Source organism: Streptomyces ziwulingensis (assembly GCF_039542605.1).
Classification (GTDB): Bacteria; Actinomycetota; Actinomycetes; order Streptomycetales; family Streptomycetaceae; genus Streptomyces; species Streptomyces ziwulingensis.
Genome location: NZ_BAABIG010000026.1, coordinates 101,993 through 120,384 on the forward strand (window position 1 = coordinate 101,993; position 18,392 = coordinate 120,384).

Annotated in this window: 13 protein-coding genes; 12 read left to right on the forward strand and 1 reads right to left on the reverse strand. The window is 70.3% G+C overall.

Features of this window, described 5'->3' with window-relative positions:
- The first annotated feature begins 25 nt into the window (after positions 1-25).
- Positions 26-1,312: an ATP-dependent Clp protease ATP-binding subunit ClpX gene (clpX, locus tag ABEB00_RS16145; protein ID WP_345620351.1), complete on the forward strand. Its 1,287-nt coding sequence runs from the start codon at positions 26-28 to the stop codon at positions 1,310-1,312.
- A gap of 95 nt (positions 1,313-1,407) precedes the next feature.
- Here clpX and ABEB00_RS16150 read toward each other — a convergent pair whose 3' ends face one another.
- Positions 1,408-2,409 (reverse strand): hypothetical protein, encoded by a 1,002-nt coding sequence (locus tag ABEB00_RS16150; protein WP_345620352.1) that lies wholly within the window; start codon positions 2,407-2,409, stop codon positions 1,408-1,410.
- 137 nt (positions 2,410-2,546) lie between these two features.
- On the opposite strand from ABEB00_RS16150, the gene ABEB00_RS16155 reads away from it, so the two are divergent.
- The 11 genes from ABEB00_RS16155 to ABEB00_RS16205 all read left to right on the forward strand — a co-directional run bounded on the left by ABEB00_RS16155 (position 2,547) and on the right by ABEB00_RS16205 (position 18,345).
- Positions 2,547-5,171 carry a valine--tRNA ligase gene (locus ABEB00_RS16155; protein ID WP_345620353.1) on the forward strand — a complete coding sequence of 875 codons (2,625 nt, stop codon included), beginning with the start codon at positions 2,547-2,549 and terminating at the stop codon, positions 5,169-5,171.
- Positions 5,172-5,329: 158 nt separating this feature from the next.
- The gene (gene folC / locus ABEB00_RS16160; protein WP_345620355.1) at positions 5,330-6,844 is read left to right on the forward strand and encodes a bifunctional tetrahydrofolate synthase/dihydrofolate synthase; all 1,515 of its coding nucleotides are present in this window, start codon (positions 5,330-5,332) and stop codon (positions 6,842-6,844) included.
- 6 nt (positions 6,845-6,850) lie between these two features.
- Positions 6,851-7,192, forward strand: coding sequence for a DUF4233 domain-containing protein (locus ABEB00_RS16165; protein WP_345620356.1), 342 nt, complete (start codon positions 6,851-6,853; stop codon positions 7,190-7,192).
- A 116-nt stretch (positions 7,193-7,308) separates the two neighbouring features.
- A complete protein-coding gene (gene ndk / locus ABEB00_RS16170; RefSeq protein ID WP_345620358.1) occupies positions 7,309-7,722 on the forward strand; it encodes a nucleoside-diphosphate kinase in 414 nt (137 codons plus the stop codon).
- 325 nt (positions 7,723-8,047) lie between these two features.
- Positions 8,048-9,067 (forward strand): rod shape-determining protein, encoded by a 1,020-nt coding sequence (locus ABEB00_RS16175; protein WP_345620360.1) that lies wholly within the window; start codon positions 8,048-8,050, stop codon positions 9,065-9,067.
- Positions 9,068-9,352: 285 nt separating this feature from the next.
- Positions 9,353-10,300 carry a rod shape-determining protein MreC gene (gene mreC, locus ABEB00_RS16180; RefSeq protein WP_345620361.1) on the forward strand — a complete coding sequence of 316 codons (948 nt, stop codon included), beginning with the start codon at positions 9,353-9,355 and terminating at the stop codon, positions 10,298-10,300.
- Positions 10,301-10,314: 14 nt separating this feature from the next.
- Positions 10,315-10,986: a rod shape-determining protein MreD gene (gene mreD, locus ABEB00_RS16185; protein ID WP_345620362.1), complete on the forward strand. Its 672-nt coding sequence runs from the start codon at positions 10,315-10,317 to the stop codon at positions 10,984-10,986.
- A 242-nt stretch (positions 10,987-11,228) separates the two neighbouring features.
- Positions 11,229-13,484 (forward strand): penicillin-binding protein 2, encoded by a 2,256-nt coding sequence (mrdA, locus tag ABEB00_RS16190; RefSeq protein ID WP_345620364.1) that lies wholly within the window; start codon positions 11,229-11,231, stop codon positions 13,482-13,484.
- On the forward strand, positions 13,481-14,680 hold the full coding sequence (gene rodA / locus ABEB00_RS16195) for a rod shape-determining protein RodA (RefSeq protein ID WP_345620366.1): 1,200 nt from the start codon (positions 13,481-13,483) through the stop codon (positions 14,678-14,680). Before mrdA ends, rodA begins: the two co-directional genes overlap by 4 nt.
- A gap of 63 nt (positions 14,681-14,743) precedes the next feature.
- Entirely contained in the window at positions 14,744-16,243 is a 1,500-nt protein-coding gene (locus ABEB00_RS16200; RefSeq protein ID WP_345620367.1) for a CYTH and CHAD domain-containing protein, read from the forward strand.
- Between the two features lie 158 nt (positions 16,244-16,401).
- On the forward strand, positions 16,402-18,345 hold the full coding sequence (locus ABEB00_RS16205; protein WP_345620368.1) for a TIGR03960 family B12-binding radical SAM protein: 1,944 nt from the start codon (positions 16,402-16,404) through the stop codon (positions 18,343-18,345).
- Positions 18,346-18,392: the final 47 nt, after the last annotated feature.

The window sequence follows — 18,392 nt, forward strand, 5'->3', positions numbered from 1 at the left end:
CTCCCAGGCGAAGGGGAAGCACACCGTGGCACGCATCGGTGACGGCGGCGATCTGCTCAAGTGCTCGTTCTGCGGCAAGAGCCAGAAGCAGGTCAAGAAGCTCATCGCAGGGCCCGGTGTCTACATCTGCGACGAGTGCATCGATCTCTGCAACGAGATCATCGAGGAAGAGCTGGCGGAGACCAGCGAGGTCCGCTGGGAGGAACTTCCCAAACCCCGCGAGATCTACGAGTTCCTCGAGGGGTACGTCGTCGGCCAGGAAGCCGCCAAGAAGGCGCTCTCGGTCGCGGTGTACAACCACTACAAGCGCGTCCAGGCCGGTGAGAACGGCGGCGCCCAGAGCCGCGAGGACGCCATCGAGCTGGCGAAGTCCAACATCCTCCTGCTGGGCCCCACCGGCTCCGGCAAGACGCTGCTGGCCCAGACCCTCGCCCGGATGCTCAACGTCCCGTTCGCGATCGCCGACGCGACCGCGCTGACCGAGGCGGGCTACGTCGGCGAGGACGTCGAGAACATCCTGCTGAAGCTGATCCAGGCGGCCGACTACGACGTCAAGAAGGCCGAGACCGGGATCATCTACATCGATGAGATCGACAAGGTCGCGCGCAAGAGCGAGAACCCCTCCATCACCCGCGACGTCAGCGGCGAGGGCGTCCAGCAGGCGCTGCTGAAGATCCTGGAGGGCACCACGGCCTCGGTGCCGCCGCAGGGCGGGCGCAAACACCCCCACCAGGAGTTCATCCAGATCGACACGACGAACGTCCTGTTCATCGTGGGCGGCGCCTTCGCGGGCCTGGAGAAGATCATCGAGTCCCGGGCCGGCGCCAAGGGCATCGGTTTCGGCGCGCAGATCCGCTCCAAGCGCGAGCGCGAGTCGCAGGACCAGTTCCAGCAGGTCATGCCCGAGGACCTGGTCAAGTTCGGGATGATCCCCGAGTTCATCGGCCGGCTGCCGGTGCTCACCTCCGTGCACAACCTCGACCGCGAGGCCCTGCTCCAGATCCTGGTCGAGCCGCGCAACGCGCTGGTCAAGCAGTACCAGCGCCTCTTCGAACTCGACGGTGTGGAACTGGACTTCGAGCGGGAGGCGCTGGAGGCCATCGCCGACCAGGCGATCCTGCGCCAGACCGGCGCGCGCGGCCTGCGCGCCATCATGGAGGAGGTCCTCCAGGGCGTGATGTACGAGGTCCCGTCCCGCAAGGACGTCGCCCGCGTCGTCATCACCGCCGACGTGGTCCTCTCCAACGTCAACCCCACGCTCATCCCGCGGGACTCCCGGGGCCGCGGCCCCGGCGAGCAGAAGACGGCCTGACCGCCGCACACAGCCACCCGGACACACCGGCACACAGCGAGGAGGGGCCCCGGTCACGCGACCGGGGCCCCTCCTCGCCGTATGTGCGGCGCCGGTCAGGACTTGACCCGGACCTCCTCGCGGAGCTTCCTGGTGAGGTCCACGGCCGTCTCCTTGGAGATGCTGTCGGTGACCTCGCCCGGCGACACCAGAGCGATCGTGCTGTAGTCGGCCCACGCGCAGAACCAGTCGGACTTCTCCTTCTTGGTCTGCGGGTTCTGCCCCTTGGCCTGCTGGCACTTCATGAGCGCCCCGTCGAGGTCGACGTCCTCGGGATCGCCGACGAGCTGGGTCTGGCCGGTGCCACTGGTCGAGGTGGAGCTCTTGGCGGCCGACTCCTTCATCTGCGCGAAGAACTTGTCCAGGGCCCCCTCGGGGTCGGCGACCTCGCCGTAGGCACCGGTGAAGGTGATCGTCGAGAAGTCGGTCGGCACCGTGCTCGGGTCGCTCGGGTCGTACGCGTCCGGGTCGATCGTCGAGTAGACGCCGAAGGCGGACTTGCCGTTCTTGACGCCGGTCTTCTCCAGCTCCGAGGCGGTCGCGCTGGCGTCCACGCCGGTGTCGGACATCAGGGTGTACTCGCCGCTCAGCACGGTCTTCGGCGCGGTCAGCTTGTGCGCGCCGTCGTCCTCGACCGCGCCGCCGCCCGCGCCGCCGCCCGAGCCGAGCACGAACCAGGCGCCCACCCCGATCGCCACGACCACCGCGACCGCGCCGATGATCAGACCGGTCTTCTTCTTGCCGCCGCCCGGGGCCGGGGGCTGCGGCGCGCCGTAGGGAGCCTGCCCGTAGGGCGGCTGCTGACCGTACGGGGGCTGCTGGCCGTAACCGGGCTGCTGGCCGTAGGGCGGCTGCTGCGGGGGCACACCGCCCTGCGGCTGCTGCGGATAGCCGTAACCCGGCTGCGGGGGCTGCTGCGGCTGGCCGGGAGGGGGCTGCTGGGGGTAGCCGTAGCCGGGCTGGGGGGCCTGCGGCTGCTGGCCGTACGGTCCCGGCTGGCCGTACGGTCCGGGCTGCTGGGGCTGCCCGCCGTACGGGCCCGGCTGGTTGTAGCTCATTCCTGAAGTTCCCCTCCGGATGCTTATGTGTTCCTGACATACTCACCCAGGCCGTGCGGGGGCAGGCCTTCGGGGGCCGCACCGTTACAAAGGAATCGCGTTTCGGGACTGGGTGGTGACACCTCTAAACTGGGCCCGTGACCGAGAACACTCAGCAGCCGCGACCAGCGCCCACGACCGAACTGCCGACCCAGTACACGCCGGCCGAGGTAGAGGGGAAGCTGTACGAGCGCTGGGTGGAACGGGGGTATTTCACCGCCGACGCGGAGAGCGAGAAGCCCCCGTACACCATCGTCATCCCGCCGCCGAACGTCACCGGCTCGCTCCACCTGGGCCACGCCTTCCAGCACACGCTGATGGACGCGCTCACCCGCCGCAAGCGGATGCAGGGCTTCGAGACGCTCTGGCTGCCCGGCATGGACCACGCCGGCATCGCCACCCAGAACAAGGTCGAACAGCAGCTCGGCGAGGAGGGCAAGTCCCGGCACGACCTCGGCCGGGAGGCGTTCACCGAGCGGGTCTGGCGGTGGAAGGAGGAGTACGGCGGCAAGATCCTCGGCCAGATGCGGCGCCTCGGTGACGGCGTCGACTGGTCCCGGGAGCGCTTCACCATGGACGAGGGCCTCTCCCGGGCCGTCGGCACCATCTTCAAGCGCCTCTACGAGGACGAGCTGATCTACCGCGCCGAGCGGATCATCAACTGGTGCCCGCGCTGCCTGACCGCCATCTCCGACATCGAGGTGGAGTACCAGGAGGACGACGGCGAACTGGTCTCCATCCGGTACGGGGATGGGGACGAGACGCTCGTCGTCGCCACCACCCGCGCCGAGACGATGCTCGGGGACACGGCCGTCGCCGTGCACCCCGACGACGCGCGCTACCGGCACCTCGTCGGCAAGCGGATCAAGCTGCCGCTGACCGACCGGACCATCCCGGTCGTCGCCGACGAGCACGTGGACCCCGAGTTCGGCACCGGTGCCGTCAAGGTCACCCCCGCCCACGACCCGAACGACTTCGCCATCGGCCGGCGCCACGGCCTGGAGGCGATCACCGTCATGGACGAGCGCGGCGTGATCACCGCGCACGGCCCCTTCGAGGGCCTGGACCGCTTCGAGGCGCGCTCCACCATCGTCGCCGCGCTGCGCTCGCAGGGCCGGATCGTCGCCGAGAAGCGGCCCTACGTCCACAGCGTCGGCCACTGCTCGCGCTGCCGGACCACGATCGAGCCGCGGCTGTCCATGCAGTGGTGGGTCAAGGTCGGCCCGCTGGCGAAGGCGGCCGGCGACGCCGTCCGCGACGGCCGGGTGCGGATCCACCCCGAGGACATGTCGAAGCGCTACTTCGACTGGGTCGACAACCTGAACGACTGGTGCATCTCGCGCCAGCTCTGGTGGGGCCACCGCATCCCGATCTGGTACGGCCCCGAGGGCGAGGTCGTCTGCGTCGGCCCCGACGAGGAGCCGCCCGCCGGCGAGGGCTGGCACCAGGACACCGACGTCCTCGACACCTGGTTCTCCTCCGGCCTGTGGCCCTTCTCCACGCTGGGCTGGCCCGAGCAGACCGCCGACCTGCGCAAGTTCTATCCGACCGACGTCCTGCTCACCGGCCACGACATCATCTTCTTCTGGGTCGCCCGGATGATGATGTTCGGCCTGTACGCCATGGACGGCGAGGCCCCGTTCAAGACCATCGCCCTGACCGGCCTGGTCCGCGACGAGCGCGGCAAGAAGATGTCGAAGTCCTTCGGCAACGTCGTCGACCCGCTGGACTGGATGGACGAGTACGGCTCCGACGCCGTCCGCTTCACCCTGGCCCGCGGCGCCAACCCCGGCACCGACGTGCCCATCGGCGAGGACTGGGTCCAGGCGTCCCGCAACTTCGCCAACAAGATCTGGAACGCCACGCGGTTCGCCATGATGAACGGCGCCACGGTCGAGGGCCCGCTGCCGGACGCCGCCGAGCTGTCCGCCACGGACCGCTGGATCCTCTCCCGGCTCAACCGCACGGTCGCCGAGGTGGACGCGTTCTACGAGGACTTCCAGTTCGCCAAGGTCTCCGACGCGCTGTTCCACTTCGCGTGGGACGAGGTCTTCGACTGGTACGTGGAGCTGTCCAAGACCACGTTCCAGGCGGGCGGCCCGGCGGCCGAGGTGAGCAAGCGCGTCCTCGGCGAGGTCCTCGACGTGACCCTGCGGCTGCTGCACCCGGTGGTCCCCTTCGTCACCGAGACGCTGTGGACCACGCTGACCGGCCGCGAGTCGGTCGTCGTCGCCCCGTGGCCGGCCGACTCGGGGTTCCGGGACGCCGCCGCCGAGGACGAGATCGAGGCGCTCCAGTCCTGCGTCACCGAGGTCCGCCGCTTCCGCCACGACCAGGGCCTCCAGCCCGGCCAGCGGGTCCCGGCCCGGCTCACCCTGGACGGCACGGCGCTCGCCGCGCACGAGGCGGCCATCCGGCAGATGCTGCGGCTCCAGCCGGAGGGCGAGGAGTTCACGGCGACGGCGACCCTGCCGGTGGCGGGAGTCGCGGTCGCGCTGGACCTCTCGGGCGTGATCGACGTCGCGGCGGAGCGCAAGCGCCTCGCCAAGGACCTGGCGGCCGCCGAGAAGGAGAAGGCCCAGGCCACGGCGAAGCTCGGCAACGAGGCGTTCCTCGCCAAGGCCCCCGACCAGGTGGTGGACAAGATCCGCGGCCGTCTGGCCAAGGCGGACCAGGACATCACCCGCCTCCGGTCGCAGTTGGACCGGCTGCCGCAGGCGTAGGCACCGGTACGGCGATGAAGGCTTCCGGCGCTTCTCAGCGCCGGGAGCCTTCATGCCCTCAGAGGCGCGGGGAACCGCGCGGTGAGCCACGACGCATCCGCACCCGCCCGCGAAGACCAGCCACCCCGCCCGCGGGGCGCACTCCGTAGACTGGCCCCGTGAGCGACATCCCCGGCGGCAACGACCAGCCCGACCCCCTCGACGGCTTCGACGAGATCATCGACGCGGAGACCGACCGCGACCCCGACCTCGCCGTGATCGAGGCGGGCAGCCGCACCCTGCGCACCCAAGGCGGGCCGCCGGAGGCCGACGTGCCCGGCCGCCCCGAGGACCCCGAGGTGGACGCCGCCCTGCGCGAGGTCGAGGCGGAGCTGGCCGGCCGCTGGGGCGAGACCAAGCTGGAGCCGTCGGTCAGCCGGATCGCCGCGCTGATGGACATCCTGGGGGAGCCGCAGCGCTCGTACCCCTCGATCCACATCACCGGTACCAACGGCAAGACCTCCACCGCCCGCATGGTCGAGGCCCTGCTCGGCGCCTTCGAGCTGCGCACCGGCCGGTACACCAGCCCGCACGTGCAGTCGATCACCGAGCGGATCAGCCTGGACGGCGCGCCGATCTCCGCCGAGCGGTTCGTGGAGACCTACCGGGACGTCGAGCCGTACGTCGAGATGGTCGACGCCCGACAGGAGTACCGGCTCTCCTTCTTCGAGGTGCTCACCGCGATGGCGTACGCCGCCTTCGCGGACGCGCCCGTGGACGTGGCCGTCGTCGAGGTCGGCATGGGCGGCAGTTGGGACGCCACCAACGTCATCGACGGGGACGTCGCCGTCGTCACCCCCATCGACCTCGACCACACCGACCGGCTCGGCTCCACCACCGGCGAGATCGCGACCGAGAAGGCCGGGATCGTCAAGCAGGACGCCACCGTGATCCTCGCCCAGCAGCCGGTGGACGCCGCCCAGGTGCTGCTGAAGAAGGCCGTGGCGGTGGACGCGACGGTGGCCCGCGAGGGCCTGGAGTTCGGCGTCGTGGCCCGCCAGGTCGCCGTCGGCGGCCAGCTCGTCACCCTGCGCGGCCTGGGCGGCGAGTACCCGGAGATCTTCCTGCCGCTGCACGGCCCCTACCAGGCGCACAACGCGGCCGTGGCGCTCGCCGCCGTCGAGGGGTTCTTCGGGGTGGGCGCCGAGCGGCCCCACCCGCTGGACATCGACACCGTGCGCAAGGCGTTCGCCGCCGTCGCCGCACCGGGGCGGATGGAGGTGGTGCGGCGCTCCCCGACCGTGGTGCTGGACGCCGCGCACAACCCGGCGGGCGCCCGCGCCACCACCGAGGCGGTCGGTGAGGCATTCGACTTCAGCCGGCTGATCGGCGTGGTCGGCGCCAGCGCCGACAAGAACGTCCGCGGACTCCTGGAGGCGTTCGAGCCGATCTTCGCGGAGATCGTCGTCACGCAGAACTCCAGCCCCCGGGCGATGAGCGCCGACACGCTCGCGGCGCTCGCCGTCGAGGTGTTCGGCGACGACCGCGTCCAGGTCGAACCGCGGCTGCCGGACGCCCTGGAGGCCGCGATCACCCTGGCCGAGGAGGACGGCGAGTTCGCCGGCGGCGGCGTCCTCGTCACCGGTTCCGTCATCACCGTCGGCGAGGCCCGACTGCTGCTGGGGAGGGGCTGACAGCCCGTGCGTACGCTCTGTTCTTCGACCCTGATCGGCGAGTTCTTCGTCATCGGCTTCGCCGGACTGGTCGCCATGAAGGAACCCGACCTCGGCATGGGGACGGTGTGGACGGTCAGCGGCATCGCCATGTTCCTCTGCCTGGTCCTGTGCGGCCTGGTCACCCGCCCCGGCGGGGTCGCGCTCGGCTGGGCCCTGCAGCTCGCGCTGGTCGCCTCCGGGATCTTCGTACCGATGATGTACGTCCTCGGAGTCGTCTTCGGCGCCCTGTGGTGGGCGTCGGTGCACTACGGCCGGAAGATCGACGAGGCGAAGGCGAGGTTCGCGGCCCAGGCGGACGCCGCCTGACCCGGCCCGCCGTCCCCGGCGGCATCCCCTGGAGCTGACGCTGCGTGACCGAGGCCGCGACACGCCCGGTAACCTCAGTGCTCACGTCGCACCACCTCACCTTCCAAGGAGCCGCCGTGACCCAGCGCACCCTCGTCCTGCTCAAGCCCGACGCCGTCCGTCGCGGCCTGACCGGCGAGATCATCAGCCGCGTCGAGCGCAAGGCCGGCTGGCAGATCACCGCGCTGGAACTGCGCACCCTGGACCAGGAGACCCTGGAGCAGCACTACGGCGAGCACCGGGGCAAGCCGTTCTACGAGCCGCTGGTCGAGTTCATGGCCTCCGGCCCGGTCGTGGCGCTCGTCGTCGAGGGCGAGCGGGTCATCGAGGGCGTCCGCGCCCTGGCCGGTCCCACCGACCCGATCGCCGCCGCGCCGGGCTCCATCCGCGGGGACTATGGTGTGATCGTCCGCGAGAATCTGATCCACGCCTCCGACTCCGAGGAGTCGGCCGAGCGCGAGCTGAAGATCTTCTTCCCGGGCCGCGTCTGACCGGCACCCACCGATCGGCGGCGGTACCGATCGGTGGTCCTTTTTCCTGACGGTAAGTCAGCCGAATGGCCCGGTCGGCCAGGGCGGCCGTGCACATGCGGCCGTCCTGCGGCAGAAGGGTGCCGATCGGGGGAACGTTTGCCTCCATCGGCCCGTCTCCACAAGCGAGGCGGGACGCCATCTGCTGACAATGGCGAAGACCCTCGCGCAGTGTCCGGGAAAGCGCGTCTACGATGGAAGCCTTCACGTCACTGCACCCACCTCGCCTACCTGAAAAGCCCTCAAAAGCTCTGGGAAGGCCAGTCGAATCCTGATGGGGAACTCAATGTCGTTCATCGGCCGTGACATGGCTGTCGACCTCGGGACCGCCAACACGCTGGTGTACGTCAGGGGTCGCGGGATCGTACTCAACGAGCCGTCCGTCGTCGCGATCAACACCAACACCGGTGGCATCCTCGCGGTCGGCGCCGAAGCGAAGAAGATGATCGGGCGCACGCCGGGCAACATCGTCGCCGTGCGTCCGCTGAAGGACGGCGTCATCGCCGACTTCGAGATCACCGAGCGGATGCTCCGCTACTTCATCCTGAAGATCCACAAGCGGCGGTATCTGGCTCGGCCGCGGGTCGTCGTCTGTGTGCCCTCGGGCATCACGGGTGTCGAGCGCCGTGCCGTCATCGAGGCGTCGTCCCAGGCCGGCGCCCGCCAGGTGCACATCATCGAGGAGCCCATGGCCGCGGCCATCGGTTCCGGCCTGCCGGTCCACGAGGCCACGGGCAACATGGTGGTCGACATCGGCGGCGGCACCACGGAGGTCGCGGTCATCTCGCTCGGCGGCATCGTCACCGCCCAGTCCATCCGCGTCGCCGGCGACGAACTGGACAACGCGATCATCCAGCACATCAAGAAGGAGTACTCCCTCCTCCTCGGTGAGCGGACGGCCGAGCAGATCAAGATCACGATCGGTTCGGCGTACGACCTCGACGCTGACGAGCACACCGAAATCCGGGGCCGCGACCTCGTCTCCGGGCTGCCCAAGACCGTTGTCGTCTCCGCCGGCGAAGTACGCAAGGCGATCGAGGAGCCGGTCAACGCCATCGTCGACGCCGTCAAGACGACCCTCGACAAGTGTCCGCCGGAGCTGTCCGGCGACATCATGGACCGGGGCATCGTGCTGACCGGCGGCGGTGCGCTGCTGCGCGGCCTCGACGAGCGGCTGCGCCGGGAGACCGGTATGCCGATCCACATCGCCGAGGACCCGCTGGACAGCGTGGCGCTCGGTTCCGGCAAGTGTGTCGAGGAGTTCGAGGCGCTCCAGCAGGTGCTGGACGCCCAGCCCCGCAGATGACGTAACGCTTCGGTTCCGCCGTACGAGACGATCTCCTCTCGTGCGGCGGATCGTTGATATAGAGACATGAGAACGCATCCGACGTACCTGGCCGGGGGGCCATGGGCGGTGCGGACAAATCCCCCGAAGCAGAGCCAGAACCGGAACCGAGCCAGAACCAGAACCAGAACCGAGCCAGAACCGAACCAGAGCCACGCACCGCGTTCCTTGAGTTCCTTGAGTTCCTTAGATTCCCGAGTTTCCTGAATTTCCCGAATTCCGACGAGGAAGGCACGGCCGCCGCACGTGAGGGACACGAAAGAGAGCCGGCTGCTCCTGGTGCTGCTGATCGCCGTGGCGTTCGCGCTGATCACGGTGGACATCCGCGGCGGGGAGGACTCACCGGTCGACGGTGCCCGACAGGCCGCGGCCGGTGTCTTCGGACCGATCGAGAACGGGGTGTCGTCCGCCGTCGACCCCGTCGGCAACGCGATCTCCGCGGTCCGCGCCTCCGGTGACCGGCACGACCGGCTCGCCGCGCTGGAGGAGGAGAACGCGGCCCTGAAGGCGAAGCTCGGCAGCGACGACCGCGGCCGCAGCCGCCTGGCGCAGTTGGAGAAGACGCTGAAGATCGCCGGTCAGGGCCAGTACGGCATCAAGGGCGCCCAGGTCATCGCCATAGGAGCGGCCCAGGGCTTCTCCTGGACCGTCACCATCGACGTCGGCGCCCACGACGGCATCAAGCGGGACATGACCGTGCTCAACGGCGACGGACTGGTCGGCCGCGTCACCACCGTCGGCCCCGACTCCGCCACCGTGCTGCTCGCCAGCGACCCCGACTTCACCGTCGGCACCCGCATGGAGTCCGGCGACGAACTCGGCTTCGCCTCCGGCCAGGGCGACCGCCCGCTCCGCGTCGAACTGCTCAACGGCAAGGCCGACGTGAAGAAGGGCGACCGCCTGGTCACCTTCGGCTCGCAGGCCGACAAGCCGTTCGTGCCCGGCGTCCCCGTCGGTGTCGTCTCCCGGGTCGACCCCTCCGGCGGCGACCTGACCCGCACCCTGTACGTCACGCCGTACGTCGGCTTCACCAAGCTCGACGTCGTCGGTGTCGTCGTCCAGGCCCCGACGAAGGACCCGCGCGACACCGTGCTCCCGGACAAGCCCACGCCGACCCCCCGGCCGACCGTGACGGTGACCGTGACGCCGTCCGCCCAGGCCCCCGCAGACGGTCAGCCGCAGCCCGAGCAGTAGGAGTCAGAAGTCCCATGCGCGTCAACCGGATCCTGCTGTCCGTCTCCCTCGTCGTCGTCGCCCTGGTGCTCCAGGTCAGCGTCCTGGCCCGGCTCCACCTGCCGGGGGCCGTCCCCGACCTGATGCTCCTGGTCGTCCTCGGCCTCGCCCTGGTCTACGGCCATGTCGGCGGCGCCCTCGTCGGCTTCGGCGCCGGACTCCTCGCCGACCTCGCCCCGCCCGCCGACCACGCCGCCGGGCGCTACGCCCTGGTGCTGTGCCTCATCGGCTACCTCGCGGGTCTCGCCAAACCGGAGAACGGCCGGCTGAAGTCCGCCACCGTCCCGATGTTCGTGGTGGTCGCCGCGGCGATCGGCTCCACCCTGCTCTACGCCGGTGTCGGCGCCCTGGTCGGCGACACCGCCGCCCGCCATGTCGGCCTCGGCGGCCTGCTCTTCACCGCCGCCCTCTACGACCTGCTCCTCGCCCCCTTCGTGGTCCCCGGGATCATGGCGCTGGCCCGGCGCGCGGAGAACGACCCGCTCGCCGAGACCGGCTCCGCCGCCCAGACGACCGACATCTCCTCCGGCTGGCTCTCCTCGGGCACCGGGCTGCGTATCGGCGGGCAGCGCAACGGACTGAAGGTGAAGGCGGCGCGGGCGCGGATGGCCCGGGCCGGTCGCATCAAGGGGGTCAAGCGGCTGTGACCGCGCCACAATTCACCGGAACGAGCGAGTCCGGTAGGAACGCGGCCGCATCGGCCGAGCGTTCCTCATGCGTACGGACACCTCCGCAGCCACCACCGGGATCGCAGCCGCGGCCACGGACCCATCCGCGGCCGCGACCACGACCGCAGCCACAGCCGCAGACCCATCCGCAGCCACAGACCCAGCCGCAGACCCAGCCGCAGACACCCGCGTTCGCGTCCTGAGAGGGGGAGGCAGCCGCAGTGACCAACATTCCCGAGACCGGGCGCAACCCCCGGGTCCAGATCCGGCTCGTCGTCATCCAGATCCTCGTGCTCTCCCTCCTCGGCACCCTCGGCGGGCGCCTGTGGTACCTCCAGATCCGCCAGGGCGACGAGTACGCCGCGGAAGCCTCCGGCAACCACGTCCAGCAGGTCGTCCAGCCCGCCGTGCGCGGCTCCATCCTGGACGCCCGCGGCGTGGCCCTCGCCGACAACGAGACCCGGCTGGTCGTCTCCGCCTCCCGCACCGAGCTGCTGAAGATGAAGGACGACGGCGAGGCCGTCCTCACCAAGCTCGCCGCCGTCCTCGGCATGAAGCCCCAGGAGGTGAAGGAGAAGGTCCGGCTCTGCGACGCCGAAACCCCCCAGCCCTGCTGGAACGGCTCGCCCTACCAGCCCATCCCCATCACCGACGAGGCCACCGCCAAGCAGGCCCTGCAGATCCGCGAGCGCGCCGAGGACTTCCCCGGCATCACCGCCGAACCGCAGGCCGTGCGCCGCTACACCGCCCCGGGCCAGGCCAACACCGCCCAGGTCCTCGGCTACCTCTCGCCCGTCACGGACGAGGAGATCACCAAGGCCCAGGACACCGACTCGCCCTACCTGCGCTCCGACCAGGTCGGCCGCAGCGGCCTGGAGCGCCAGTACGACAAGGCGCTGCGCGGCAAGGCCGGCGTCACCCGCTACGAGGTCGACAACCTCGGGCGCGTCATCGGCCAGGCCGAGTCCGACGCGGCCCAGCCCGGCGACAACCTCGTCACCAGCGTCGACGCCCGCGTCCAGCGGATCGCCGAGTACGAGCTGAACGAGGCGATGAAGGCCGCCCGCAAGGAGTTCGACCGCAACACCAACGAGAACTACAAGGCCGACTCGGGCGCGGTCGTGGTGATGGAGGCCAAGACCGGCCGCATCGTCGCCATGGCCTCCAACCCGACCTACGACCCGAACGCCTGGGTGGGCGGCATCTCCGCCGCCGACTACAAGAAGCTCACCGGCAAGAGCTCCAACTACCCGCTGCTCAACCGGGCCATCCAGGGCCAGGCCGCCCCCGGCTCCATCTTCAAGGTCGTCTCCACCTCCGCGGCGGTGGAGGCGGGCTACGACTTCGACGGCGGGTACGACTGCTCCAGCTCCTACAGCGTCGGCGGACAGGTGTTCAAGAACTTCGAGTCCGCCAACTACGGCTCGATCAGCCTCGGCCGCGCCCTGGAGGTCTCCTGCGACACCGTCTTCTACCGCCTCGCGCACGAGCAGTGGAAGAAGGACGGCGGCATGAACCCCAAGAAGGCCAACGACTACTTCTACAAGGCCGCCCACCAGTTCGGCCTCGGCAAGGAGACCGGCATCGACCTCCCCAACGAGGTCACCGGCCGCGTCCCCGACCGCCAGTGGAAGCAGAGCTACTGGGAGGCCAACAAGGACGCCTGGTGCCGTACGGGCAAGAAGGACGGCTCGTACGTGGAGAAGATCGCCTACGAGAACTGCCTCGAAGGCAACAAGATGCGCGCCGGTGACGCCATCAACTACTCCATCGGTCAGGGCGACACCCAGGTCACCCCGATACAGATGGCCACCATCTACTCGGCCATCGCCAACGGCGGCACCCTCTACGACCCGTCCATCGGCAAGGCCGTCATCAGCGCCGACGGCAAGCAGGTCAGCGAGATCGAGCCCGAGTCGCACGGCAAGCTGCCGATAAGCAAGGAGACGCGGGAGAAGATGGACGCCGCCCTCGCGGGCGTCGCCACCTCCGGCACCGCCGCCTGGCGGTTCCAGGGCTGGCCCCAGGACGAGATCCCGATGCACGCCAAGACCGGTACCGCCGAGGTCTACGGCAAGCAGACGACGTCCTGGTTCGCCACCTACACCAAGGACTACTCGATCGTCATGACGATCTCCCAGGGCGGCACCGGCTCCGGAGCCTCCGGCCCCGCCGTCCGCAACATGTACGACGCGCTGTACGGCGTCTCGGACGACGGGACGATCGACCCGAAGAGGGCGCTGCTCTCCCAGCCGCAGCAGAGCCTGCCGAAGGTCAAGAAGGACGGCACCATCGCCTCGCCGAAGATCTCCGACGACCCGGTCAAGGACCAGCAGGCCACCGAGAAGGACGAGTACGCCCCGCTCGACGCGGCGGAGCAGGGCGCGACCACCGGCAACCAGCAGACGGCGAACCGGGAGACCCGGCGCCGGCGACGCGGCAACTGCCGGGACCGCAAGCGAAGGATGCTCACATGACCGGGGCGAACGGCTTCCAGGTCTCCGGCTACGGACCCGAGCGAGCGGGCTGGACCCGCCTGTTCGCCCGGGACTCCGTCGCCCGCCGGCTGGACTGGCCGATACTGCTGGCCGCCACCGCGCTGTCACTGATGGGCACCCTGCTGGTCTACTCCGCGACCCGCAACCGCACCGAACTGAACCAGGGCGACCCCTACTTCTTCCTCCTGCGGCACCTGCTCAACACCGGCATCGGCATCGCCCTGATGATCGGCATCGTCTGGGTCGGCCACCGCACCCTGCGCACGGCCGTACCCCTGCTGTACGGCGCCTCCCTGTTCCTGATCCTGCTGGTGCTCACCCCGCTCGGCTCGACCGTCAACGGCGCGCACTCCTGGATCAAGCTCCCCGGCGGTTTCTCCCTCCAGCCCTCGGAGTTCGTGAAACTCACGATCATCCTCGGCATGGCGATGCTGCTGGCCACCCGCGTCGACGCCGGCGACAAGCAGTACCCCGACCACCGCACGGTCCTCCAGGCGCTGGGCCTTGCCGTCGTCCCCATGCTGATCGTGATGCTCATGCCCGACCTCGGGTCGGTCATGGTCATGGTCATCATCGTGCTGGGCGTCCTGCTCGCCTCCGGAGCCACCAACCGGTGGGTCTTCGGACTGCTCGGCGCCGGCACCCTCGGCGCCCTCGCGGTCTGGCAGCTCGGCATCCTGGACGACTACCAGATCAACCGCTTCGCCGCCTTCGCCAACCCCGAACTCGACCCGGCGGGCGTCGGCTACAACACCAACCAGGCCCGGATCGCCATCGGCTCCGGCGGCCTCACCGGCTCCGGCCTCTTCCACGGCTCGCAGACCACCGGCCAGTTCGTGCCCGAGCAGCAGACCGACTTCGTCTTCACGGTCGCCGGCGAGGAACTCGGCTTCCTCGGCGCCGGACTGATCATCGTGCTGCTGGGCGTGGTGCTCTGGCGCGCCTGCCGCATCGCCCGCGACACGCCCGACCTGTACGGCACGATCGTCGCCGCCGGCATCGTCGCCTGGTTCGCCTTCCAGGCGTTCGAGAACATCGGGATGACCCTCGGCATCATGCCGGTCACCGGCCTGCCACTGCCGTTCGTCTCCTACGGCGGCACATCGATGTTCGCGGTCTGGATGGCGGTGGGCCTGCTGCAGTCGATCACGGTCCAACGGCCCATGTCGGCGTAGCACCCTCCGGCCAGAGGCGCCCGCATCCCGTTTCGGTTCGCGAACCGGGGCTAGATACACCATATGACGAAGACAAAGCGGGAGATCGAGCGGAAGTACGAGACCGACGACGGCGCCCTGCCCGACCTCACCGCGGTGCCCGGCGCGGCGTCCGTCGTCGGCAAGGGCGTCACCCACCTCGACGCCACGTACTACGACACCGCCGACGAACGCCTCGCCGCCGGCGGCATCACCCTGCGCCGCCGCACCGGCGGCCACGACTCCGGCTGGCACCTGAAGCTCCCGGTCGCCCCCGGCGTCCGCGACGAGATCCACGCCCCGCTGAGCGACGAGATCCCCCGCGCCCTCGCCGCCCTGGTCCGCTCCCGCGTCCGTGGCAGCGCCCTGCTGCCCGTCGTCCGGCTCCGCTCCGAGCGCGACGCGCACCACCTCGTCGACGCCGACGGCACCCTGCTGGCCGAGGCGAGCACCGACACCGTCACCGCCGAACGGCTCAACCGCGCCGGCGGGAGCACCCGGTGGACCGAGATCGAGGTGGAACTCGCGGACGACGGCGACCCCGCCTTCCTCGACAAGGTCGAGAAGCGGCTGCGCAAGGCGGGCGCCCGCCGTTCGCAGTCGACGTCGAAACTGGCCCGGGCCCTGGAGGAGACCGGCTCCCCCCGGCCCCGGGCCGCCGGCCGCGCCGAACCCGTGACCGCGGGCGACCACGTCCTCGCCTATGTGCGCGCCCAGCGCGACGCGATCGTCGAGTACGACCCCGCCGTCCGCCGGGACGTACCGGACGCCGTCCACAAGATGCGGGTGGCCACCCGCCGGATGCGCAGCACCTTCCGCAGCTTCGGCACCGTCCTGGACCGGGCCGCCACCGACCCGGTCGCCGCCGAACTGAAGTGGCTGGCCGGGGAGCTGGGCGCCGACCGCGACCAGGAGGTCCTGGCCGAACGGCTCACCACCGCCCTCGCCGGCCTGCCCGCCGTCGTGACCACCGAACCGGCCCGCCGCCGGCTGGCGGCCTGGGCCGGCGCCGAGCACCGCAGCAACCACGCCCACCTGCTCGCCGTCCTGGACTCCGCGCGCTACCTGGCCCTGCTCGACGCCGTCGACGCCCTCCTCGCCGACCCGCCGCTGCTCCCGGCGGGCACCGGGAAACCGCGGAAGGTGCTCGCCAAGGCCGTACGCAAGGACCTCGCCAAGATCTCCCGGCTGGTCACCGAGGCCCTGGAGCTGCCGTCCGGACCGGACCGCGATGTCGCGGTGCACGAGGCCCGCAAGAAGGCCAAGCGCGGCCGGTACGCGGCCGAGGCGACCTCCCCGGCCCTCGGCGGCCCGGCCCGCGCCCTGGGCAAGGCGCTGAAGACCCTGACCGGCGAACTCGGCGACCACCAGGACAGCGTCATGGCCCGCACCACCCTGCGCGAGCTGTCCGCGGTGGCGCACGCGGCGGGGGAGAACGCGTTCCCCTACGGCGTGCTGTACGCCAGGGAGGAGGCCCGCGCGGCGGCCACCGAGAACGAGCTGCCGGCGCTCTGGAAGAAGATCCACACCGGGGCGTCCGTCTGAGCGTACGGGGCACCCCGCCGATCGGGTTAGGCTGGATGGTCACCCGCCCCCAGCCTCCGGCCGGGGGGACCCCAGTCAGCACACGAAGGTTCCGCGAGATGCCTGCCGAAGCCGCCGAGTCCGTGTCGTCTGTGCCGTCCGAGCCGTCCGTGTCATCCATGGCGTCTGTGTTTCCGCAGCTCGAAGCCCTGCTCCCGCATGTGCAGAAGCCGATCCAGTACGTCGGCGGAGAGCTGAACTCCACGGTCAAGGACTGGGACTCCTGCGACGTCCGCTGGGCGCTGATGTACCCGGACGCCTACGAGGTCGGACTCCCCAACCAGGGCGTCATGATCCTCTACGAGGTGCTCAACGAGCAGGAGGGCGTCCTCGCCGAGCGCACCTACAGCGTGTGGCCGGACCTGGAGGCCCTCATGCGGGAGCACGAGGTCCCGCAGTTCACCGTGGACGGCCACCGCCCGGTGAAGGCGTTCGACGTGTTCGGCCTCTCCTTCTCCACGGAGCTGGGCTACACCAACATGCTCGCCGCCCTCGACCTGGCCGGCATCCCGCTGGAGGCCAGGGACCGCGGCCTCGACGACCCGATCGTCATGGCAGGCGGCCACGCGGCGTTCAACCCCGAGCCGATCGCCGACTTCATCGACTGCGCCGTGCTCGGCGACGGCGAGCAGGCCGTCCTGGAGGTCACCGCCCTCGTCCGCGCCTGGAAGGCGGAGGGCCGCCCCGGCGGCCGCGAGGAACTCCTCTTCCGCCTGTCCCGCACCGGCGGCGTCTACGTCCCCCGTTTCTACGACGTCGAGTACCTCCCCGACGGCCGTATCGCCCGCGTCGTCCCGAACCGCTCCGGCGTCCCGTGGCGCGTCTCCAAGCACACCGTCATGGACCTCGACGAGTGGCCCTACCCCAAGCAGCCCCTCGTCCCGCTCGCCGAGACCGTCCACGAGCGCATGTCCGTGGAGATCTTCCGCGGCTGCACCCGGGGCTGCCGCTTCTGCCAGGCCGGCATGATCACCCGCCCGGTGCGCGAGCGCTCGATCACCGGCATCGGCGAGATGGTCGACAAGGGCCTGAAGGCGACCGGCTTCGAGGAGGTCGGCCTGCTCTCCCTGTCCTCCGCCGACCACTCCGAGATCGGTGACGTGGCCAAGGGCCTGGCCGACCGCTACACGGACGACAAGATCGGCCTCTCGCTCCCCTCCACCCGCGTCGACGCCTTCAACATCGACCTCGCCAACGAGCTGACCCGCAACGGCCGCCGCTCCGGCCTCACCTTCGCCCCCGAGGGCGGCTCGGAGCGCATCCGCAAGGTCATCAACAAGATGGTCTCCGAGGACGACCTGATCAGGACCGTCGCCACCGCCTACGGCAACGGCTGGCGGCAGGTGAAGCTGTACTTCATGTGCGGCCTGCCGACCGAGACCGACGACGACGTCCTGCAGATCGCCGACATGGCCACCCGCGTCATCCAGAAGGGCCGCGAGGTCTCCGGCGCCGGCGACATCCGCTGCACGGTCTCCATCGGCGGCTTCGTCCCCAAGCCGCACACCCCCTTCCAGTGGGCCCCGCAGCTCTCCGCCGAGGAGACCGACGCCCGCCTGACCAAGCTCCGCGACAAGATCCGCGGCGACAAGAAGTACGGCCGTTCCATCGGCTTCCGCTACCACGACGGCAAGCCCGGCATCATCGAGGGCCTGCTCTCCCGGGGTGACCGCCGCGTCGGCGCCGTCATCCGCGCCGTCTACGACGACGGCGGCCGTTTCGACGGCTGGCGCGAACACTTCTCCTACGACCGCTGGAGGGCCTGCGCCGGCAAGGCCCTGGAACCGTTCGGCGTCGACGTCGACTGGTACACCACGCGCGAGCGCGGCTACGAGGAGGTCCTCCCCTGGGACCACCTCGACTCCGGCCTCGACAAGGACTGGCTCTGGGAGGACTGGCAGGACTCCCTCGACGAGACGGAGGTCGAGGACTGCCGCTGGACTCCGTGCTTCGACTGCGGGGTGTGCCCGCAGATGGACACGTCCATCCAGATCGGCCCCACCGGCAAGAAGCTGCTGCCGCTGACGGTGAAGCAGCCCGCGGCCGGCGGGCACGCGCACTGAGAGACCGTGGACGCCCGGGAACCTTCCGGTGCCGGCACACGTACTCT